Raw genomic sequence first — 20,653 nt, 5'->3', positions numbered from 1 at the left:
TTTGCCGCTTCCATTGCAGGCGATTCGACGCGTTAAACCCCGGTGCCGCCGATTCGATCCATCCGGCGGGCCACCCAGCGCGCCGCGAGGGTCAGCGCGCAGATCGTCTTGCCGTCGCTGATCTCTCCCGCATCGATCATCTCGATGGTACGGCGCAGAGGCAGCCGATGCACATCCATGAACTCGCTCGCCTCGTGACGCGTCTCGCGCGCCTCGAGGTCCCACGCCGCGAAGAGGTGGATGACCTCGTCCGTGAAACCCGGCGTCGTGCGCACGGAGGCCAGCCGCTCCAGGCGTCCGGCACGCAGGCCCGCCTCCTCTTCCAGTTCGCGGAGAGCGCACGCTTCGGGAGGCTCGCCGGGCTCCAGGTTCCCGGCCGGCACCTCCCAGATGAATCCGCCGGCGGCGTACCTGTATTGACGCACCAGCGTGACGACGGGGTCGCGCGAGGGCGCCCCGGCGGCTTCGCCGGGAGGGTCGGGCAGGTCCAGCGCGACGACCGCGGCGGCGCCGGGATGGCGGATGAGTTCGAGCCGCCCGAGGGACCCGTCCGGGAACCGCACGCGGTCCACTTCGACATGGATCCTGCGGCCCGAGTAGACGCGCTTTCCGTCCACGCGGCCCGTCGAGCCGCCGCGCCCGTCGTCCTCGCGCGCGCCGTCGGTCACGGCGTCGTCACGCGACCGGCCGGACGTCCACGGGCCCGAGGCCGTCCAGCGTGGGCGCGGCCGTCGCCGCGTCGCCCACGGCGAGGAGCGTGAGGCGGTCGGGGTCGAGGTACGTGCGGCAGACCTCCCGCACCTCGTCCGGCGTCACGGCCTCGATGCGGGAGCGATACGTCTCCCAGTAGTCGTCGGCGAGGCCGAATACGCGCTGACGGCTCACCTTTCCGCAGATCTGCGCCGCGGTCTCGAACTGGAGCGGGAGCGAGAGCGTGAGGGCGTTGCGGGCCAGTTTCATTTCATCGTCGGTGACGGGCGTCGCGCGCATGGTCTCGATCTCGCGCAGGATCTCCTCGAACGCGGGGCCGGTCCGGCCGGTCTCGACGGCCGTGCGCGCGACGAAGGGTCCCGCGCCCCGGCGGAACCGGAAACTCGATCTCGCCCCGTAGGTCCACCCTTTCTCCTCGCGCAGATTGAGGTTGATCCGGGAGTTGAAGAGACCGCCGAGGATCGCGTTGGCCACGATGATCGCGTGATGGTCCTCGGTGTTGTAGGGCACGCCCACCGTCGCGACGCGGATCTCGCTCTGGGCGCTGCCGGGACGGTCGATGAGGATGACATCGCCCCCCCGCGGCTCCGGCGTTTCCGGGGGCGGGACCGGGGCGGCCTCGCCGCTCCAGGCGCCGAAACGCGCCTCCGCGGCGGACATGAGACGCTCGCGGTCGAGGTCGCCGCACGCGATGAGGAGTGCGCCGCCGGGCCGATGGCGCGCGTCGTGGAACTCCCGCACCGCTTCGGGGCCGATCTCCGACACGGTGGCAGCAGTGCCGGCGACCGGCCGGCCGTACAGGCGGTCGCCGTAGAGTTCGGCGATGGTGGCGAGACCCGCGACGGTCGCCGGATCGTCCGCCTGGCGTTCGATTTCGTCGATGCGCTCGCCGCGGATGCGTTCGACTTCGTGCTCGGGGAACTCGGAATCGAGGATGGTCGCGGCGAGGAAGTCGAGCGCCTCCTCGAACACCTCCGACAGGAAGTGCATGGAGACGGCCCCGACGGCGTAGCCCACCGTTGCGCGGTAACCGACGCCGAGGCGGTCGATCCAGCGCGCCATCTCGATCGCGTCCCGCCCCGGGGTGCCGGCGGTGAGCAGCCGGGCCGTCAGCTCGCCGAGACCACCGAGATGCGGCGGTTCGGCGCCCGCGCCGCATTCGAGGACGAGGTGGAGCGACACCTCGGGCAGACCGCGCCGTTCGGCGTACTCGACCCGGAGGCCGTTGTCGAACGTGTGCCGCTCGAAGCGCGGGAGCGCCAGCGTGCGCGGGGCCGCCGGCGCCGGGCGCACCGCGCGGTCGGGGGTCGCGGTTCGGGGCTTCGTCACGGCGTCCCCTCCGTCGCGTCCGTTGCGTCCGTCTCCTCTTCGGGAACGACGTGGAGGACCGTGAGCCCGCCCGGGTCGAGCACGGCGCGGGCCACGCGCTCCACGTCCCGGCGCTCGACGGCTCCGTAGCGCGTGAAGGCGTCGTTCACGTAGCCGGCGTCGCCCCGCAACACGGCGGCGTGCGCGATCGCGTCCGCGCGGTCGCCGAAGCCGGCGCGCCCGTTCAGGAGCCCCCGCCGGGCCCGGTTGCGCGCCCCCTCCAGCTCTTCCTCCTCGACGCCGCCGCGAAGCACGTCGTCGAGAACGTCCCTCACCTCGGTCTCGAGGTCGTCGGCGGCGACGCCGGGGCGGGCGGTCGCGACGACGAAGCACATCCCGGCGCTCTCGGTCGGCCAGGTGAAGGAGGTCACGTCCGCCGCCATCCGCTTTTCGTACACGAGCGTCTTCTCGAAGCGGGAACTGTTCCCGTCGGCGAGCAGGTAGTTGAGGATGACGACGGCCTCGAAATCGGGGTCCGCGTAGCGCGGCGAATGATACATGAGGTACACGCGGGGCATCTGGACGCGGTCACGAAGGAGCGTGCGCCGCTCGCCGCCGCGCGCCGGGAGGGGTACGTCCGGGCGTGGCGCCACGGGTCGCGGAGGAATCTCCCCGAACCAGGCATCGACGCGCGCCAGCGCCGCAGCCGGGTCGAAATCGCCGACCAGGACGAGGGTCGCGTTGTTGGGTCCGTAGTGGAGGTCGAAGAACTCGTGCACGTCCTCGAGCCGGGCCGCGTCGATGTCGGGCATGTAGCCGATGGTCGGATGACGGTAGGGGTGTCCCTCGTCATAGGCGCGCTCGAGCAGGGCCTCGAACGCGAGGCCGTAGGGGCGGTTCTCGTACGACTGCCGCCGCTCGTTCTTCACGACCTCGCGCTGGTTGTCGAGCTTCTCCTGCGTGATCCCCGGCTTGAAGAACCCCATGCGGTCGGACTCCAGCCACAGGCCGAGATCCAGTTCGTTCGCGGGCAGCGTCTCGAAGTAGTTCGTGCGGTCGAACCACGTCGTCCCGTTGAGCGTACCGCCGGCATCCTGGACGAGCTTGAAGTGGTGCTCGCGCGGTACGTGCTCGGAGCCCTGGAAGAGGAGATGCTCGAAGAGGTGCGCGAAGCCGGTGCGGCCGGCGCGCTCGTTCTTCGATCCCACATGGTACATGACGTGAACGGCGACGAGGGGAGCCGACGCATCGGGCTGCAGGACGACTCTCAACCCGTTGTCGAGCACGTGCTCGCGAATGTCGAACCTCATCGCGGCGGAGGACGTTGAAGCCAAGGACCCTTCCCTTTCATTGAAGTGAGGCGGAGGGAGATAAGCCGGGTTCTGTCACCGGCGGGCCAGGCCCGCGGCGAGGTCATCTATCTGGGACCTCGGTTGCCCGAGGCCTCGTGCGGCCTACCCGGAACTCGAACGCGACGGGCCGCCGCTCGTTCCTGCTTGGCCTTGCTCCCGGCGGGGTTTGCCGTGCCGTCTCCTGTTACCAGGAAACGCGGTGGGCCCTTACCCCACCCTTTCACCCTTGCCTGTGCGGCCGAAGCCGCCATCGGCGGTCTGCTCTCTGTGGCACTTTCCGTCGCCTTGCGACGCCCGGGCGTTACCCGGCGCCGTGCCCTGCGGAGCCCGGACTTTCCTCGAACGGCGTGCGGAGCACCCGTCCGCGACCTCTTCTCCCTCCGCCGCCGACAACCTAACCGATTGGCAACCCCTTGAGGAATTGTCTACTCTAAGGGTAGGAGGGGAAGTGTCCGGCGGAAGTGGTTTCCGGGCCCGGAGGCTTCAAGGAGAAGGAGTCGCGAACGCGCGTAAATCGTATGCTACCTGAGTCTGCCATACCCCGCATGGCAATGGCCTTGTGGGCGCTGGGAACGACGGCCGCGGCGGCTACGCCCGCGGTCTCCCAGGAAATCAGCCCCGACGGCCCGTCGTCGTATTACGTCTACGTGGCGGCCGAATCGGAAGATCGCGTCGATCTCGTCCGGTTCGATGGCACCGGTGCGTCGGTGCTGGATTCCGTCTTCGTGGGCCGCTTCCCGACGGAAATCGACGGGCCGCACGGCCTGGCGGTCGATCCCAGCGGGGAACGGTGGTACGTGACGCTCGCGCACGGGAATCCCTTCGGCACGGTCGTCGCCTATTCCACGGAGACGAACCGTCCGCTGGGGAGCGCCGAACTGGGGCTCTTCCCCGCCACCATGCAGGTGACGCCGGCGGGACTGCTCTTCGCGGCGAACTTCAACCTGCACGGCGACCACGAGCCGAGTTCCGTGTCCGTCGTCGACGTCGGCGCGATGATCGAAGTCGCGCAGATCCCGACCTGCACGATGCCGCACGGCTCGCGGCTCACGGCGGACGGGGCGCTGCACTACTCCGTGTGCATGATGGATGAGATGCTCGTGGAGGTCGACGCGCACCGGCTCGAGGTCACGCAGCGCTTTCTCCTCTCCCCGGGCTCGGAGCAGGCCTGGCCGTACGACTGGCTCCCGACACAGCCCGTGGGAGCGGCCGCGTGCAGCCCGACGTGGGCGCACCCGGCCGTGGACGGACGCCATGTGTACGTCGCGTGCAACCGGAACGCGGAGGTGCTGGAGATCGATGTGCAGTCGTGGCGGGTGACGCGGCGGTTCGAGACGGGCGAAGGTCCGTACAATCTCGATGTGTCTCCGGACGGCGCCTACCTCGTCGTGACGTACAAGGGCGGGCAGGCGACCGGCGTCTGGGATCTGGCCGGCGGCACGGAGGTGGCCCGGGTTCCGAACACGCGGACGCTGCCGCACGGGATCGCGATCTCTCCGGACTCGCGGTACGCCTTCGTGAGCGTGGAGGGCGTGGGCGGCGAGCCCGGAACGGTGGACGTGATCGACCTCCGGGACGGGGTCCGGGCGGCGAGCGTGGACGTGGGCAAGCAGGCGGGCGGCATCGCCTTCTGGAAGGTGGAGCCGCGGTGAGGCGCGGCGCGCTGGCCATGCTCGCGGGCGTGCTCGCGATCGGGTGCGGGGATGGGGGAAGCACGGAGGTCGGCTCTCCGCCGACGACGCTGGTCCCCGTCTCCGCCGCCGTCGACACGATCGTGACGGGTGAGGCCACGGACCCCCCGATCGCGGTCCGCGTCGAGGATGCGCTCGGGAACGCGGTCGAAGGGGCCCCGGTCCGCTTCGTCATCGTGCGGGGCGAAGGGGAGCTGTCGCCGGGAGTCGCCGTCGCGGGGCAGGACGGCGTCGCGGAATCGGTCTACCGCGCGGGGCCCACGCCGGGCGAGGCGGAGATCCAGGCGGACATCCCGAGCGCCGCGAACGTCCCGCCGCTCCGCTTCCTCGTCCTCGCCGAGGCCGCGGACACGGTCCTTCTCAGCATCGTGGAGGGAGACGGCCAGCGGGCGGAGGCGGGAAGCCAGCTGCCGCTCCCGTTCTCCATCCGGGCGGAGACGACGAGCGGCGCTCCGGCCGGCGGCGTCCGCCTCGCCTTCGAATGGACCGTGCCGGAGGAGACCCCGGACGGCGCGGAAGCGGAGGACACGCCGGAACTGCTGGAGGCGGCAGATACGATGGCCGTGGCGGAGCCGGCGGAACCGCCGGCGCCGGAGGAGACGCCGGAAAGCGCAGGCGCCCTCACGCACGACATCGTGATGACGGACGCGGACGGACGGGGCGGCGCCGTCTTCACGCTGGGCTCGCGGCCTGGCGACTACCGGATCCGCGTCTTCGCCTCGGGCGGCGTGTACTCGGACACGCTCTCCTTCTCGGCCACGGCGCTCGCATCGCCGGGCGGGGCCGTACAACTCGACTCGATCGGGAACGGAAGACTCGCCGCGGGCACGCGGGCGCTCCTCTACGGCAGCGGCTTCCGCTCGGTTCCGGCCGACAACGAGGTCTGGATCGAAGGCACGGCGGCGACGGTCGTGAGCGCCACGGAGACGGAGCTCACGGTGGACGTGCCGGCCTTCGCCCGCACATGCCTGCCCGAGCGCGAGGTCGGCGTCCGGGTACTCGTGGGTTCCGACGCCAGCAACGGTCTTCTGCTGCCGATCGAACCGGCCAACCTGCGCGTGGGACTCGACGTCGGCGAATCGATCACGCTGCGCGGACCCGTCGAGGTCGAATGCGTCCAGTTCCGCCCCGGAGCGCCCGTGGCTGCGGGTGAGACGGGAGAACCGGGGGCGCCGGAGGACATCGAGCCCGAGACGCGGGAGTATCGAATCGTCATCGGCAACACCGGGCGGACCGCCTCGAGCGAACTCCCGCTCCGGCTCACGATGCGGACGCCTGCCGACATGTCGGGCGATGGTCCGGCGACCGCGGTGGGCCGCGGGACGATCGACCCTCAGGTTGCGGCGGCCGCGCTCTCCGGCACGCGCAGGGATATCGGGATTCGCGCACGCACGCTTGCCCGGCTTGTTCAGGCCCGGGTCTCGCCCCTTCGGTCCGACGGATCGACGGCGGTTTCCGCGCCGGTCCCGGGAGACACGCTCGAGTACTTCTTCTCCGTCGGCCCGGAGCTGGCGGCCACCTGCGTCGACCCGCTGAGCACGGTACGGGGAACGGTGCGAGCCGTGGGCGACGGCGTGGTCCTGGTGGAGGATCTCACCGCACCCGCCGGAGGCCCGACGGAGGAAGAGTGGCTCGGGCTCGCGCAGGAACTGGACGGGACGGTGCTTCCGGCCGTGACCTCCTATTTCGGTCCCCCGGAAGACATCGACCGGAACGGCCGCGTCGTCATCCTGTTTACGCCCGCCGTGAACCGGCTCGGCGACGGCGAGGCGGGCGTCGGCGGGTTCTCCCTCCCCCAGGATCTTGCCGCGTCGGGACGGGGCGACGGCGAGTTGTCGGACCCGGACGGCGGGATCTGCCCGGCGAGCAACGAGGCGGAGATCGTCTACAGCGTGAGCGCGGACCCCGATGCGACGCTCGGCCGCGCCATCTCGACGGAGGATCTGCTGCGGGAGACGCCCGCCCTCGTGGCGCACGAAATCCAGCATATCGTCAGCGCCGGGCGCCGGGTGCCGGTTTCTTCGGCGGGTTTCGGGGCGGCGGAGGAAGTCTGGCTGGATGAGGCGCTTTCGAGTCTGGCCGAGGAAGTGGCGGGGCTCGCGGAGCTGAGGCTCCCGGTGGGCGACCGCCTCACCTTCGACCGCGTATCCGCGACGCCCGACGCGCTCGACACCTTCAATGCCTACATGTTGACCAACTTCCGCAACCTCGGCCTGTACATGCTCGGACTCCCCGGAGCTCCCACCGTCTCGACGGACGACCCGGACGGCGTCGGAGGGTTGCAGATGCGGGGCTTCGGCTGGTTCCTCCTGCGACGGCTCGCGGACCAGGCGGGGGGGGATGAACGGGCCTTCTTCCGATCCGTCGTCGGGGGCGGACAGAACTACGGACGCGGGATCGCGAACCTGGAGCGGGTCACGGGGAGGGAGTGGGCGAACATTCTCGCGGACGTGTCGGTCTCGCTGGCGCTCGGCGCGGGGACGCTGGAGGAGGGGACGGAGGATCCCGCGGAGGAGGACCTCGACGCGGCGGAGGCGGGGCCGGAGGAGGCGCCGCCGCTCGCCGCGGCAACGTGGGACGCCACGGACGTGTTCCGATCGTTGAATCAGGATGCGGACACCCGGTCGGGTCTTCCGACCGCGATCGCGCTACGCGCCGAGCCGCTGGGGTTTGAAACCCGGGTGCTGAGCCTCGACGTAGGGCCGTCGAGCGTACAGTACTTCTCACTCGCCTCGGCTCCCGGCGCGCCGGGCCTGTCGCTGTCGCTGGAAACGGCGGGAGGAACCCCGGCGGGTGAGACCGCGGAACCGCTAATCACGATCGTGAGGACCAAATGAGACGCCCGTCCGGCGTTCTTCTCTTTTTCTTTTTCCTTCTGTGGGGGCTCGCTCCCGGAGCGTCGGACCTGACGGCCCAGATGGCTCCCGCGGCCCCGCTCGGCGATGATACCGGTCCGGAGTTGTTCGGACTCGCCGGCGTCATCCAGCCCCTCAACAACCTCACGGACAACACGGGCGCGTACGGCACCGTGATGCCGCCGGACGTAATGATGGGGGGCGAGGTGACCTACTGGGCTTCGCGCGCGGTCGGGATCGGCGTCATGGGTCTCTATTCCCCGGCGACGCTCGAAGGCGTCGCCGGCGGACCCGGACGGGGTCCCGGAACGCTCGGCGAAATGGAGTACCTGGCGGGCACGGTGAACCTGACGTTCCGGCTTCGGTCGTCGGGCTCGGCGGGCGCGCTCGAACCCTACTTCACGATGGGCGGAGGGCTCCGGCAGTTGAAGTTCTACGGCGCCGAAGTGCCGAAACTCAGCGCGACGGATCCGATGGCGACGGCCGCGATCGGGGTCCGGGTGCAGTTGATGTCAGCGCTCTGGTTCCGGGGCGAACTCCGGGACATGGCGTCCTACTACATCTCCGCCGCGACGGACGCGTCGAAGCTGCAGAACGACATCGGCGTCACGATCGGCTTCGGCTACCGCTTCCGTTAGTTCCGCGGGTCAGAGGCCGGACGAGCCTCCCGCCCCGGCGGGCGGGACGCGCACTTCCCGAGTCCCGGGCGCGATCGAAACGGACGTCTCCTCGCCAGCCGGCCACACGACATGCAGCGTCGCGGGCGCGACGTCGGGCGCGGGCGCCGTGCCGGCCGCACCCGCCATGCCGAGCGTCTGCGTCGATTCGTGGCGGGCCAGGTAGCCCTCCCCCGACCGGACCTCCCGCACCGGACCGAACGTGCCGTCCGCGTATTCGAGCCGGAGGCGGGCGCCGATGGCCCGCGGGTTCGCGGGTGGGCCTTCCAGCGTGACCCTCAGACCGGGCGTCGCACCGACGTTGCGGTAGAGCCGGGTCTCGCCGCCGTTGACGCCGAAGGCCACATCCACCCGCCCGTCGCGGTCGTGGTCCGCGAGCGAGACGGCCCGCGCGTCCCCGTAGACCGCGATCCCGGACCGCGAGCCTCGAACGGGCTCGAAGCCCCCCTCGCCATTCCCTCTCAGCCAGAGCCCGCGCCCCCCGGCGGGGCGGGGCGCCCCCGGCCGGCCGGCGTAGAAGTTCTGCGCGAGGACGAGATCTTCGTGACCGTCCCCGTCGAGGTCGGCGCCGGCCACGCCGAACGCGGGCGCGCGCTGGGCCGCCGCGGGCAGCGGGGCGCTCTCGAAGCCGGAGGGGCGATTGAGCCACACCGTGTGGCGCAGTTCGTTGACGTCCAGCCGGCGCTCGGGGTCCAGGCCGCCGATGACGTCGGTCAGGGGCGTGCTCGCGAATCGCTCGTACGTCACGCGGAGGAGCGCCGAGAGTCCGCCGGGGACGGCGAGCGCATCTCTTCCCCGTAGAGGACGCCACGTGCCGGATTCCATCCGGGCCTCGACGAGATCGACGATGCCGTCGCGATTCATGTCGCCGTAGATGAGCGAGTAGGCGGGCGGGACGTCGAGATTCGCGCCCCAGCCGGTGGCGACGAGGTCCGGCCGGCCGTCCTCATCGAAGTCGGCGGCGGCGAGGCCGTTCCAGCGCCCCCTGAGACGCGAGAGCCCCAGCGCGTCGCTCATGTCGGTGAAACGGCCCTCGTCGTTGCGGAAGAGGCGGACGCTGCCCCAATCCAGGGCGAGCGCGAGGTCGGGGTCGCCATCGAGGTCGTAGTCCGTGAACAGCGCGGCGGAGACGAGCCCGAGACGCGCGAAGGGGAGAGAGCGCTCCGCATCGACGCGCAGGGCGTCGCCATCGTGGATCAGCAGGCGGGAGTCGACCGCAATGGGGTAGGCGCCGGGGGCGACGCGTCCGCCCACGAAGAGGTCGAGATCGCCGTCGCCGTCGATGTCGGCCTGGGCGAGGGGACCGGTCGCGGCGGGGAGCTGCCCGGGCGGGGTGCCGGGGGCTTCGATGAGCGGGGGCGCCGGCGCCGAGGCGCCGAGCGGCGCCGCGATGACCGCGGGAACGGCCGCGGCCTCCGCGGGCGTGTCCGCCTCGTACGCGCTCGTGCCGATGAGCAGCGCGACGCCACCGTCGGCCGCGCGATGCGGCAGCACGGCGGTCGCATCCCACGCCAGCGCGGGCACGAGGGCGCGCGGGGCGGCGAACCCGTCGCCCTCGTTCCGAATCACGACCGGGCTGCCCCCCCGGCCGCTCCCGACCACGAGATCCGCGTCGCCATCGTCCTCCACGTCGATCCACGATACGCCCGGGCCGAGGCGATCGAGCGAGTGGGGCAGGAGCGGCTGCCGGAGCCGGTCGTCGAAGGGCGATTCGACGTGCCGGTGCCCGAGCCGATCCGAAATATCGACGAAGTGGGTGCCGGCCTCGGGCGCCGCCGCCGGGTCGGGAGGCGCCGGCTCCGCGGTCGCGGCGTCGATCACGTATTCGCGGTTCGCGACGACGCCTTCCAGCCGCGTGCGCCGGCCATCCGGCCAGTCGACCGTGATGATCATCTCCCCTTCCGCCGCCGCGGCGAAGCTGGCGACGGGCTCGGAGGAGGAGAGGTAGGCGCCTCCCGCGATGATCTCGCGCATCTGGGCGGGGCCGCCGGCACCCTCGAGGCGGATCCGCGCCCCGATTCCGCGCGTGTTCGGGCCCGCCGCCCGCAGACGCACGAGGATGCGGGGCGCCGCGGTTTCGTTCCGGTACAGGACGGGAGGCGCCCCGAGCCGCGTCACGACGACGTCGAGGTCTCCGTCGCGGTCGAGGTCGCCCGCCGCGAGACCGTGCGAGATGTCCGCGTCGACCCCCCAGCGCCAGCGTTCGCTCACATCGCTGAAGCCGTCCGCCCCTCCGCGGTAGGCGACGTTCGGCTGCGGGAGCGACGGGAACATGCGCAGGGCCTGATCCGCCGGCAGCCCGGGGATCGCCGCCACGCGGGCGTTCGCATCGCCGTCCAACTGGTCCCACGCGTGTCCCGTCGTCACGAGGATGTCGTTCCAGCCGTCCAGGTCCGCGTCCATGATGAGCGCGCCCCACGTCCAGTCGGAGGCGGCGAGCCCGAGTTCCCACGCCGCCTCGGCGAACGTCCCGTCCCCCCGGTTGAGCTGCACCGCGTTCCGGTTCACCTGGACTCTCGTGTCCGTGACGCCGGGCCGCTCGGGGACGGCCTCGTAGCTCGGAGTCTGGACGAGGCGCTCCGCCGCGTCCCGGGCGAGCATGTCGGTGGTGAGGAGATCGAGGTCTCCGTCGCGATCGAGATCTCCGACATCGACGGCCATCGAGGAGAGGCTCGTCGTGCGGACGGCGGCCGCCGGAGCCGGCGCGAACGTCCCGTCGCCGCGGTTGATCCAGATTCCGTCATCGCTGTTGAAGTCGTTCGCCACGTAGAGATCCGGGTCGCCGTCCTCGTCCCAGTCGCTGAACCTGGCCGCGAGTCCCCAGTCGCGAGCCGGCGTCGAGACGTTCCCGCGGGAACGCGAGAGCGGCGCTCCGGGGGCTGCGGGCACGAAGCGTCCGTCCCCGAGTCCGGTGTAATACTCGTCCGGCTCTCCAAGCTCGAAGCGGCGCACGAAGCGGCCATCGAACTCCACGCGGTAGTGCTCGTCGTAGATTTCCCGCAGTTCCGGGGGGATGACGAGATTTCCGTCGTCGCCGCGCTGCAGGTGGTTGATGTCGAGAACGTCCGGCGGATAGAGGTCGTCCACCTGCCGCGTCTTGTAGTTGGCGATGTAGAGGTCCAGATCGCCGTCGCCATCGGCGTCGGCCAGCGTGGAGGTCGTGCTCCCCCACGCCCCGGCGAGACCCGCGTCCTCGAGTTCCGCGAAGCCGCCCGCGCCGTCGCCCAGGAAGATCCGGTTCCGGCCCCCGTGGACGGCGATCACGAGATCGAGGTCATCATCTCCATCGACGTCGACGAGCGCGGCGCCTCTCGCGAGTACGTCCTCGAGCGCGAGGGCGGGCGGCGTGATCTCCTCGAAGCGCCAGCCGCCGAGGTTGCGGTAGAGCGCGCTCGCGCGCCCGAAGCCGGCGAGGAAGAGGTCAGCCAGGCCGTCGCCGTCGACGTCCCCGATCGCGACGCCCTGCCCTTCCGCGAGCACCCGGTTGCGAAGGCGCGCTTCCTCGTCGACGTCGTACAGGAAGGACACGCCGCGGTCGGAACCGTCGAGCGGCCGGAAGCCGTCCGAGCCCCGCGGCCGCAGCTCCCGCCAGCGGTATCCGTCGGCCTCGACCCAGGGTCCCGGCTCCGGCGCCCCGCAGGCCGAGACGAGGAGGGCCAGCGCCAGAACCCGCCGCGCGCGGGCCGGCCGCGTCATCGGTCGGCGGAGGGTGTGTTCAGCCACCCTCCCCGTTCGCCGACGCCCCGCGACCGCCGCCGATCACGCGCTCGAACAACTCGTAGATGCGCCGGTACTCATCGGTCCACGACGAGGGCTCCGCGAAACCGTGGTTCTCCACCGGGTACACTGCCATCTCCCAGTTCTCCTTCCCCAGTTCTATGAGACGCTGCGCGAGGCGCACGACATCGGAGAAATGCACGTTTGTGTCGTACATCCCGTGCGCGATGAGGAGGTGTCCCTCGAACCCCTCGGCGAAGTAGATGGGGGAGGACTGGCGGTACGCCTCCTCGTCCTCGTGCGGGAGGTTGAGGATGCGGCTCGTGTACCAGTGGTTGTAGTGCGCCCAGTCGGTCACGGCGCGGAGCGCGCCGCCCGCCGCGAAGGACTCGGGCGCCGTGAAGAGCGCCATCAGCGTGATGAAGCCGCCGTAGGATCCGCCGTAGATCCCCATGCGGTCGGCGTCGACGCCCTCCTCGCGGACGAGGTACGCGGCGCCGTCCACCTGGTCGGAGAGGTCCCAGCCGCCCATGTGACGGTAGATCGCCGTGCGCCAGTCGCGCCCGTAGCCGGCGGAGCCGCGGTAGTCGATGTCGAGCACTGTGTAGCCCTGGGCCGCCAGGAAGTGGTGGAACATGTATTCGCGGTAGTAGTTCGACCACCAGTTGTGGACGTTGTGCAGGTATCCCGCCCCGTGGACGAAGATGACGCCGGCCCCGTTGGGTTCGACGCCGAAGTCGGCGGGCCGGTAGATGCGGGCGGGCACCGGCGTCCCGTCGCGGGCCTCGAAGTGCACGATCTCGGACCGGAGCCAGGGGAAGCCGAGCCACGTCTCGGTGGGGGAGGTCGTGACCCGGGTCAGCGCGGCGCCCGGCGCGGCGTCGGCGACGTGGAGTTCGGGCGGCCGGTTCGCGCGCGAATGGAGGACGGCGAAGCGGCGCCCGTCGGGTGACGGCGTGACGGTGAACGAGCCCTCTCCTTCGAGGAGCTGGACTCGGTCCGAGCCGTCGAAATCCATGCGCCAGGGGTGCTGGTCGAAGGGGGAGAGTTCGCTCGTCTGGAGGAGGAACGTGTCCCACCCATCCGGGATCGTCGCGCCGAGAACTTCCCAATCGCCGGCTGTGAGCGCCTCCCGGTTCCCGCCATCGGCGTCGATCGCGTACAGGTGGGAGTAGCCCGTCTCCTCGCTCACGTACCAGGCGCGCGGCATCCCGCCCGCCGCCTCCGCCGGGAGCCAGCCGATGCAGCCCGCACCCTGGAAGCCGAAGCAGGGGCCGCCGACCCACGCCTCGTCGTGATGCGTGTCGAGCAGCGTCAGCGAGCCGGAAGCCGCTTCGTAGGCATAGAGCCGCCACGTCTTGTAGTCGAAATCCACGGCGAACACGAGCCCGTGCGAGCCCGCGTCGTTCCAGCCCGCGAAGCTCGCGACGGCGAGCCGGTCGTCGGATGCCGCCTCGTCCGACCCGGCTTCGTCGGCGGCGGCTTCCGCGTCTTCCGGTTCCGTCTCCTCCGGGTCCGCATCCGAGCCGTCCCCGGTGAGATCGAGCCACGCCGCCTCGCCCGAATCCGTGTTCACGACGGCGAGCCGGGAGACGCCTTGCTCGTCGCCGACCTTGGGGCGCATCTCGGTGTTCTCGGTATAGCCGGACTGCGTGATCCAGAGGGGAATATCCGTACGTCGGCCGCCCTGGTTGAAATCGCCGCGAGTGACAGTGACCGCGACGTGGCTTCCCGTGGGGTCGGCGACGAAGAACTGCGCGCGCTCGCCCTGCGCGAGGTGGAGGGTTTCGCGTTGCCCGGCCTCCCGGAGTTCGCGCCGCTCGTCGGCCCGCTCGTCCCGAATGTCCTGGACGCGGACGTGCTCGAACAGCTCCCGCTGCTGCTCTTCGAGGAAGGCCTTGTGCCCCTCGGCCTCCGGGTCCTCGGGCTGTTCCGGGCCGCCGATCGATGTGAGTTGCCGGATCTCGCCGTCGTCGATGTCGAAGGCGAAGAGGTTGTTCCCGCGGCGGAAGAAGATCGAGGCGCCGTCGCCTGAGAAGACGGGTCCCGTCTCGAAGTCCTGCGTGTGGGTCAGCCGGCGCGTCGCGGCGCCGTCGCGCTCGATGAGATAGAGATCTCCATCGGAGGACGTCACGCGCCAGCGGCCGTCGGGAGAGACGTCTCCGGACGCCAGGATGGGACCGAGGCGAAGCTCTTCCTCGTCATCGACGCGTTCGGGCGTGCCGCCGGTCGAACGGACGCGGTAGAGGGCGCGCGGCTCGTGCCACTCGGCGCCGCCGGGCAGCCAGCGGAAGTAGATCCACTCGCCGTCGTCGGACCAGCTGACGCCGACGGGCGCCTGCCCGACGTGCTCGGAGCCACGCATGATGGACTCGAGCGTGAGCGCGAAGGCGTTGTCACGCGCGGGGGCGGGCTCGAAGCTGGCGAGGTTCTGCGCCTGGAGCGGCGGTGCGGCCGCCAGCGCGACGGCGGCCGTGGCGGTCCACGCGGCGACGCGCCACGAGACGGCGGGCCGCCCGGCGGGGGGGCGGAGCTTCGGGGAGAACTTCACGGGGTACCTCCTCCGTTTCCGGACGGCAGATACGGTCCCGGGATCGGCAGATCCGGCCGTTCCGCGGCCCAGTAGATCGTGACGACGTACCAGCGGCCGCCGTCGTGCATGAGCTGGATCGAGTTGATGCCGCGCGCGAACGGCTCGGGGTCGTCCGCCGTGCGCTTCGAGTCGTAGGTCGAGAACGCGTGCACCACGGGGCCGAAGCGCTCCTCGGTGCGGGCGATCTCCCGCTCGAAGAATCCGTTCTGTTCGAGGAAGCCGCCCGCCTGTTCCGCGTATTCGCCCGGGCTCCACACCTGGTAGCCGTGTTCGCCCTCCGGGGACCGGCCCGTGGGAATGAGGCGGGCCTCGGGGATGAACAGGGAGCGGAAGCGGTCCCAGTCGCGCGCCTGCCCGGCCGGGCCCGAGATCACGTCGTAGAGGGCGGTCAGGATGCTGTCGACGGACTCCACGTCGTCGGGATCGGCCTCCGGCCAGCTCTCCGCCATGGCCACGTTCGCGCGGCTCTGGGCGAGGGAGGGGGCGGGCGTCGCAAGCGCCAGTGGGCCGGCGGCCAGCGCGCCGAGGAGGAAGAGTGTACGCAGTCGTCGCATCGGTCAGCTCCGGGTGAGGTGGTCGGCGTCCACGAATCTAGTGTGGTATCTCGGAAACCCGCGAGCGGTCCCGGTTGCATCGGACGCGGGCCGGTTCTACCGTTTTTCGCTCGCGCCACCCGCGCCCGTAGCTCAATTGGACAGAGCGTCTGACTTCGGATCAGAAGGCTGGGGGTTCGAGTCCTCCCGGGCGCATGATCCCTCGGTCGATGCCGTCAGCGACTATTCGATTCCGGTGACTCCGCAGACATGAAACCGAGTCCAGACACGCGACACAGCCGGCCCGCGATCCCTTCGCCGGCCGCCCAGTGTCCCATCGATCACGCGGCGGCGGAGCGCGCCGCGCGCTCACTGCCCGGCCCCGTGCGACGGGCCGTCTTCCTGGGCGTGGGGAGCCTCAGCGTGAGCGCCGGCATCATCGGCATCGTGGTGCCGCTCTGGCCCACAACCTGTTTCCTCCTGCTCGCCGCGTGGTGCTTCGCGCGCAGCTCCCCCCGCGCCGAGCGCTGGCTGTACGAGAACCGCATCTTCGGCCGCTACCTCGCCGCCTACCGGGAGCGCGGCGTGATTTCCACCCGCGTACGGCGCGGCGCGACGATCTTCCTGTGGAGCGCGATCCTCGTCTCCGCCGTGCTCGCCGCCGGACAACTCTGGATCGTCGCCCTCCTCCTGCTCGTCGCCGCCCTCGTCACCGCCCACCTCTACTCCCTCCCCGGCGAAGGCTAGCCGAGGGCGCTACTCCGCGGGGGGCGTGACGGCCCGCTCGTGGACGACTTGCGAGCCGGGCGGAGTGATGATTCGGCAGGCGGGCCCGGGGGCCCGCGCAAGCCGGCGATCGAGCGTCAGCAGGGGGCAGGAAAGCGCTTCGGCGAGCGCCACGTACCAGCCATCGTAAATGCTGACGTTGTGGCGCAGTTCCCAGACGCGATCGGCTAGAGGTTCGAACGGGAACGGCTCGATACCGAGCGTCAGCAGGTCGCGACGGGCGAGATTGGCCTCGGAGGTCTCCAGCCGCTCGGCAAGCTCCAGCCGGCGAAGAACGTTGCTCGCTTCCGCGAGGGCGATCTGTGGGCCCGCCAAGGCACGGCCTTCGCGAGTTGCCTCCGCTATGGCAGCTTCCGACCAGGCGCCGTCCGTCCCGAGGTCGGCTACCGCCGCCGCGAGGACCGAGGCATCAACGACGACCGTCACTTCCGGTCGGCGTCTCGCGCCTGCAGGATGCTCTCGGTGGTCACCCGATTGGTCGACAGCCGCTTGCGGGCGCGAACGCTCTCGACCCACTCCTCAACGGTCGGCTTCGCTACCAACCGCGTGAGTTCGCCGCGCAGATACCGCTGCATCGACTGGCCGCGAGAAGCCGCGCGCACCTTCAGCCGGTCACGCACTTCCTCGGGGACGTCTCGAATCGTGATTTGAACGCTCATGACATCATTTTGACATCAACAGCAGCGTTTCGCAAGCAAACACGTTCCCGCGGGAACGTCTCCCCGGGCGCGTCCGTCGCTCTATGCGCCGAGGGCGGAGATCAGGTCGGAGCGGGTGAGGATGGCGAGCGTGGCGTCTTCCTGCCGCACGAGCACGGCGGGCTGGTCTCCGCTGAGCGCGTTCGCGAAGGCGTGCACGGGGCTCGAGGCGTCGACGACCGGGAAGGGCGGGCCCATGAGGTCGCGCACGAGGCGTCCCCGCGCGTCGGGGTCTCCCATGAGGAAGCGCAGGATGTTCTGCTCGACGAGGCTCCCGACGACTTCTCCTCCCTCCATCACCGGCAGCTGCGAAATCGCATGCTCCCGCATCGACGCGATCGCATCCTCCAGCGACATGTCGACCGGGGCCGACACCAGCGGCCTCTCGGTCGAACGGCGCGCGACGAGCGCTCCCGCGGTGAGGGTCTCGCCCTCCTCGAGGAAGCCGTGCTCCTGCATCCAGACGTCGTTGTAGACCTTGCCGAGCGCGCGATAGCCGCCGTCGGGCATGATCACGACGAGCACCGCGTCGTCGTCGATCGCCTCGCGGTTCGCCTCCATCCACTGGAGCGCGCCCGCCATCGCCATGCCGCACGAGCCGCCGAGGAACATCCCTTCCTCGCGCGCGAGCCGCCGCGTCATGAGCATCGACTCCCTGTCCGTGACGCGCACGTAGTCGTCCACGATGTCGAAGTTCATGTTGCCCGCGAGGATGTCCTCTCCCACCCCTTCGGTGACGTACGGATAGATCTCGTCCTCGTCGAACTCGCCGGTGTGGAAGTACTTCCAGTAGACGGAGCCGTACGGGTCCACGCCGATGATCCGCACGTCGGGGTTCCGTTCCTTGAGGTACGCGGCCGAACCGGAGATCGTGCCGCCGGTGCCGGAGCCGACGAAGAGGTGCGTGATCCTCCCCTCGGTCCCCTCCCACAGTTCCGGACCGGTCGTCCGCAGGTGGGCGAGCGTGTTGGCGGGGTTGTCGTACTGGTTCATGTAGAAGGAATTGGGGGTTTCCTCGGCGAGCCGGCGCGAAACCTGGTAGTAGGAGCGCGGATCCTCGGGGTCCACCGCGGTGGGGCAGACGATGACCTCCGCCCCTAGCGCCCGCAGGATGGCGATCTTCTCGGGGCTCTGCTTGTCCGTCGTCGCGAAGATGCACGTGTAGCCGCGCGCGATGGCGGCGAGTGCGAGGCCGACGCCGGTGTTGCCGCTCGTGCCCTCGACGATCGTGCCGCCGGGCTCGATCTCGCCCCGCGCCTCGGCGTCGTCGAGCATCGAAATCCCGATCCGGTCCTTGACGGAGCCGCCGGGGTTGAAGTACTCGAGCTTCGCGAGGACGGTGCCGGGCAGGTGCGCGGCGAGGCGGTTTACGCGCACCAGCGGCGTGCCGCCGATCGTGCCCAGGATGTCCTCGTGCCACATGAAGATTCGCCTCTCTTGCGCCGGGGCGCGTTCGCCGGGCTACCCGGTCAGGTTGAGGAGCCGGCTGTACTTGACCACGAGCTGGCGCTGCTTCGGCCCCGCCATGATGCCCGTGCGCTCGAGCGAGCCGGTGTGATTGGTGTCGTTCCACACGATATACAGCCCGGTGCCGGCCGTATCGAGCCACGCGAACCGAACGTTGGTCCCGACGTCCTTCGTGTCGTCGTTGTACTGGACGTTCGCCTGCAGGTAAACGCGCGGCGTGAACGAATATGACGCGTTGAACCGCACGACGGCCGTCTGGAAGCTGCCCTCGTCGAGTCGGACGTCGAAGTAGTTCGTGATGAGGTTCGCGCTGAGCTTGTCCCCGTAGCGGTACGCGAGCGTCGCGTTCGGGCCGAAGCGGGTCCCGCTGTAGAACCCGCCGAGGTCCCAGCCGACGGACAGCGACAGCGGGGCGCCCCGATTCGTGTTCGCCCTGAACTCCCAGTCGACGTTGTGGTACGTGCCGGCCGGGATGACGATGTCCTCCCGGATCGCGAACGGCTGCTCGAGGCCCTCGCCGGTGAAGTTGAAGCCGGGGAGCTGGAAGAAAGCGCCGTTCTCGAACTGGAAGTGGTTGTCGAAGTGCAGCAGATACGACTCGTTGAAGCCGCCCAGCGTCCACCAGCTGTTCCCGGAGATGTGGGGCCGGAACTCCCGGAACCAGGACACGCCTTCCGTGCGCATGTGACGGAGGAAGCGCCAGTTGAGCTGACGGTAGCCGCGCCGGTTGACGAAGCCGACTTCCGGGTTGAAGGCGTCGCCGATCTGCCGGAACCCGGTCGTGACCTGCCAGTCGCGCGTTACGTACCGCATGCCGCCGGCGAAGCCGTACTCGCCGTCGTTGAACCCGGATCCCGCGGCTTCCTCCCCGCCGGGGACCGGCGTGGCGGTGAGGCTCGCCCAGCCGTCGAAGGTCAGCGCCTCCCCGATGCCGAGCCGGCCGTCGATGCCCCAGGTGAGATTGTGGTCCTCCGCATCGCCGGTATTGAGGCGCGACACGAAGATGGCGCCGAGCTGCGAGCGGTTGCCGAACTCCCGGTACGCCCGCAGCACGCCGAAGTTGTTCGCGGGCGCGATCCGCTCGCTGCGGCCGGTGTCGTCGTCGAAATCGAAGGCCTCGTCGGTCTGGATGTTGAGCATGCCGACCTGGAAGGCGCCGACCTTGCCCGTCAGACGAGCGCCCGCCGTGATCGGCACCTCGCGTCCCCCCTGGAGCCCGATGCGGCGGCTGAAGAAGAGTTCGGCCGAACGGTTCGCGCCGACGGCGAAGGTGCCGGCGTTCTCGAGAAAGAAGGCGCGCTTCTCGGGGAAGAAGAGGCTGAAGCGCGTGAGGTTCACCTGCTGGTCGTCCACCTCGGCCTGCGCGAAGTCGGTGTTCACGGTGAGATCGAGCGTGAGGCTCTGATTGAGGCCGATCTTGGCGTCGCCCCCGATCTGCTGGCCGAACGTTGTCTCCGGCGACGGTACGCCGTAGTCCCTGAAGCCGTCCATGAGCGCGTACGGACTGATCGAGACCGTCCGCCGAGTGGGGGCCTCCAGCGCGAGGGTGCCGGCGAGCGAGACCCGGTATACGCCGAACTGCCTGGGCAGGGGCGCCCACATCGACTGCTCGCTGTTGCGCCGGATCTTTCGCTCGAAGTTCAGGCCCCAGTCCTGCGCTCCCCCGGCGCCGTAGCGGAGCGTCGAGAAGGGGATCCGCATCTCGGCGTACCAACCGCGTTCGTCCCGGCTCGTGGCGACCTCCCACGAGGCGTCCCAGTTGAGGTTGAAGCCGCCGGCCGAGCCGCGCTGCTGGCGGCCGCCGCCCCGACCTCCGCCCACCCCCTCGCCGGTGACTTGCCCGTCGTATTCGATGCCCGCCGGCGTGGTGCCGAAGACGAGGGCGTTCTGCCGGTCCAGGTAGGTGTCGAGCACGACGACGAAGGCATCGGAGTCGTCGAGCGAGGCGTCGCGCAGCGTCTGGCCCGTGACGATGCCCGCCGGGTCGTCGTCGAAGAGCCAGGCGCCGATGTACAGCGCCGCGCCGTCATAGCCGACCCGAACCTCCGTGGACTGCGACACCGGCTGGCCTTCGGTGGGCTCGCGCTGGGTGAAGCCTTCGAGCGGCTCGAGGCCCGACCAGGCGTCGTCGTCGAGCCGGCCGTCGATGACGGGCGCCGCCGCGATCTCCGACGCCCGCGCCCGGGGCGCCTGCTGGCCGCTCAGCAGGCCAGGAACGGCAAGTATGGAGATGGCGACGAGCAGGCCACATACCGTGCGCACGCG

14 protein-coding genes, 1 tRNA gene and 1 other RNA gene are annotated in these 20,653 nt (G+C 70.4%); 5 read left to right on the top strand and 11 right to left on the bottom strand.

Features of this window, described 5'->3' with window-relative positions; genetic code table 11:
- Positions 1-32 precede the first annotated feature (32 nt).
- The 4 genes from RN901_RS11250 to rnpB all read right to left on the bottom strand — a co-directional run bounded on the left by RN901_RS11250 (position 33) and on the right by rnpB (position 3,755).
- Positions 33-668 carry an NUDIX hydrolase gene (locus RN901_RS11250; RefSeq protein ID WP_310758379.1) on the bottom strand — a complete coding sequence of 212 codons (636 nt, stop codon included), beginning with the start codon at positions 666-668 and terminating at the stop codon, positions 33-35.
- Between the two features lie 7 nt (positions 669-675).
- Positions 676-2,040, bottom strand: coding sequence for a pitrilysin family protein (locus tag RN901_RS11245; protein ID WP_310758378.1), 1,365 nt, complete (start codon positions 2,038-2,040; stop codon positions 676-678).
- The gene (locus RN901_RS11240; RefSeq protein ID WP_310758377.1) at positions 2,037-3,353 is read right to left on the bottom strand and encodes a pitrilysin family protein; all 1,317 of its coding nucleotides are present in this window, start codon (positions 3,351-3,353) and stop codon (positions 2,037-2,039) included. The genes RN901_RS11245 and RN901_RS11240 overlap by 4 nt, the downstream gene beginning before the upstream one ends.
- 22 nt (positions 3,354-3,375) lie before the next feature.
- Positions 3,376-3,755: RNase P RNA component class A (gene rnpB, locus RN901_RS11235), an RNA gene on the bottom strand.
- 161 nt (positions 3,756-3,916) lie between these two features.
- Between rnpB and RN901_RS11230 the strand changes: the two genes are divergently transcribed.
- Genes RN901_RS11230 through RN901_RS11220 form a run of 3 tightly spaced genes read left to right on the top strand, consistent with a single transcriptional unit; the run spans position 3,917 to position 8,555 of the window.
- Positions 3,917-5,023, top strand: a complete 1,107-nt coding sequence (locus RN901_RS11230) for a YncE family protein (RefSeq protein WP_310758376.1) — start codon at positions 3,917-3,919, stop codon at positions 5,021-5,023.
- On the top strand, positions 5,020-7,899 hold the full coding sequence (locus tag RN901_RS11225; protein WP_310758375.1) for an IPT/TIG domain-containing protein: 2,880 nt from the start codon (positions 5,020-5,022) through the stop codon (positions 7,897-7,899). Before RN901_RS11230 ends, RN901_RS11225 begins: the two co-directional genes overlap by 4 nt.
- On the top strand, positions 7,896-8,555 hold the full coding sequence (locus RN901_RS11220; RefSeq protein ID WP_310758374.1) for a hypothetical protein: 660 nt from the start codon (positions 7,896-7,898) through the stop codon (positions 8,553-8,555). The genes RN901_RS11225 and RN901_RS11220 overlap by 4 nt, the downstream gene beginning before the upstream one ends.
- A 9-nt stretch (positions 8,556-8,564) precedes the next feature.
- On the opposite strand, the gene RN901_RS11215 is transcribed toward RN901_RS11220, so the two are convergent.
- From RN901_RS11215 to RN901_RS11205, 3 genes are read right to left on the bottom strand one after another with little or no spacing between them, the layout of a single operon-like run.
- Positions 8,565-12,317 carry an FG-GAP-like repeat-containing protein gene (locus RN901_RS11215; protein WP_310758373.1) on the bottom strand — a complete coding sequence of 1,251 codons (3,753 nt, stop codon included), beginning with the start codon at positions 12,315-12,317 and terminating at the stop codon, positions 8,565-8,567.
- Entirely contained in the window at positions 12,310-14,862 is a 2,553-nt protein-coding gene (locus RN901_RS11210) for a prolyl oligopeptidase family serine peptidase (protein ID WP_310758372.1), read from the bottom strand. Before RN901_RS11210 ends, RN901_RS11215 begins: the two co-directional genes overlap by 8 nt.
- Positions 14,859-15,458, bottom strand: a complete 600-nt coding sequence (locus tag RN901_RS11205) for a hypothetical protein (protein ID WP_310758371.1) — start codon at positions 15,456-15,458, stop codon at positions 14,859-14,861. Before RN901_RS11205 ends, RN901_RS11210 begins: the two co-directional genes overlap by 4 nt.
- A gap of 121 nt (positions 15,459-15,579) precedes the next feature.
- Here RN901_RS11205 and RN901_RS11200 point away from each other — a divergent pair.
- Positions 15,580-15,653: transfer RNA gene (locus RN901_RS11200), tRNA-Arg, on the top strand.
- A 54-nt stretch (positions 15,654-15,707) separates the two neighbouring features.
- Entirely contained in the window at positions 15,708-16,184 is a 477-nt protein-coding gene (locus RN901_RS11195) for a YbaN family protein (protein ID WP_310758370.1), read from the top strand.
- 9 nt (positions 16,185-16,193) lie between these two features.
- Here RN901_RS11195 and RN901_RS11190 read toward each other — a convergent pair whose 3' ends face one another.
- The 4 genes from RN901_RS11190 to RN901_RS11175 all read right to left on the bottom strand — a co-directional run bounded on the left by RN901_RS11190 (position 16,194) and on the right by RN901_RS11175 (position 20,650).
- Positions 16,194-16,649: a type II toxin-antitoxin system VapC family toxin gene (locus RN901_RS11190; protein ID WP_310758369.1), complete on the bottom strand. Its 456-nt coding sequence runs from the start codon at positions 16,647-16,649 to the stop codon at positions 16,194-16,196.
- A complete protein-coding gene (locus tag RN901_RS11185; protein WP_310758368.1) occupies positions 16,646-16,882 on the bottom strand; it encodes a hypothetical protein in 237 nt (78 codons plus the stop codon). Before RN901_RS11185 ends, RN901_RS11190 begins: the two co-directional genes overlap by 4 nt.
- 81 nt (positions 16,883-16,963) lie before the next feature.
- Positions 16,964-18,343, bottom strand: coding sequence for a pyridoxal-phosphate dependent enzyme (locus RN901_RS11180; protein WP_310758367.1), 1,380 nt, complete (start codon positions 18,341-18,343; stop codon positions 16,964-16,966).
- A 39-nt stretch (positions 18,344-18,382) separates the two neighbouring features.
- Positions 18,383-20,650 (bottom strand): DUF5916 domain-containing protein, encoded by a 2,268-nt coding sequence (locus RN901_RS11175; RefSeq protein WP_310758366.1) that lies wholly within the window; start codon positions 20,648-20,650, stop codon positions 18,383-18,385.
- Positions 20,651-20,653: the final 3 nt, after the last annotated feature.

The organism is Candidatus Palauibacter soopunensis, from assembly GCF_947581735.1.
In the GTDB taxonomy this organism is placed as follows: domain Bacteria; phylum Gemmatimonadota; class Gemmatimonadetes; order Palauibacterales; family Palauibacteraceae; genus Palauibacter; species Palauibacter soopunensis.
The sequence above is the reverse complement of the archived record's forward strand: the minus strand, read 5'-3'. Positions and strand labels throughout refer to the sequence as shown.

Bases quoted from the DNA above. Each gene is read 5' to 3' on its own strand.
- RN901_RS11205 (WP_310758371.1), bottom strand. From the start codon at position 15,458: ATGCGACGACTGCGTACACTCTTCCTCCTCGGCGCGCTGGCCGCCGGC.
- RN901_RS11180 (WP_310758367.1), bottom strand. From the start codon at position 18,343: ATGTGGCACGAGGACATCCTGGGCACGATCGGCGGCACGCCGCTGGTG.
- RN901_RS11230 (WP_310758376.1), top strand. From the start codon at position 3,917: ATGGCAATGGCCTTGTGGGCGCTGGGAACGACGGCCGCGGCGGCTACG.
- RN901_RS11220 (WP_310758374.1), top strand. From the start codon at position 7,896: ATGAGACGCCCGTCCGGCGTTCTTCTCTTTTTCTTTTTCCTTCTGTGG.
- RN901_RS11195 (WP_310758370.1), top strand. From the start codon at position 15,708: ATGAAACCGAGTCCAGACACGCGACACAGCCGGCCCGCGATCCCTTCG.
- RN901_RS11185 (WP_310758368.1), bottom strand. From the start codon at position 16,882: ATGAGCGTTCAAATCACGATTCGAGACGTCCCCGAGGAAGTGCGTGAC.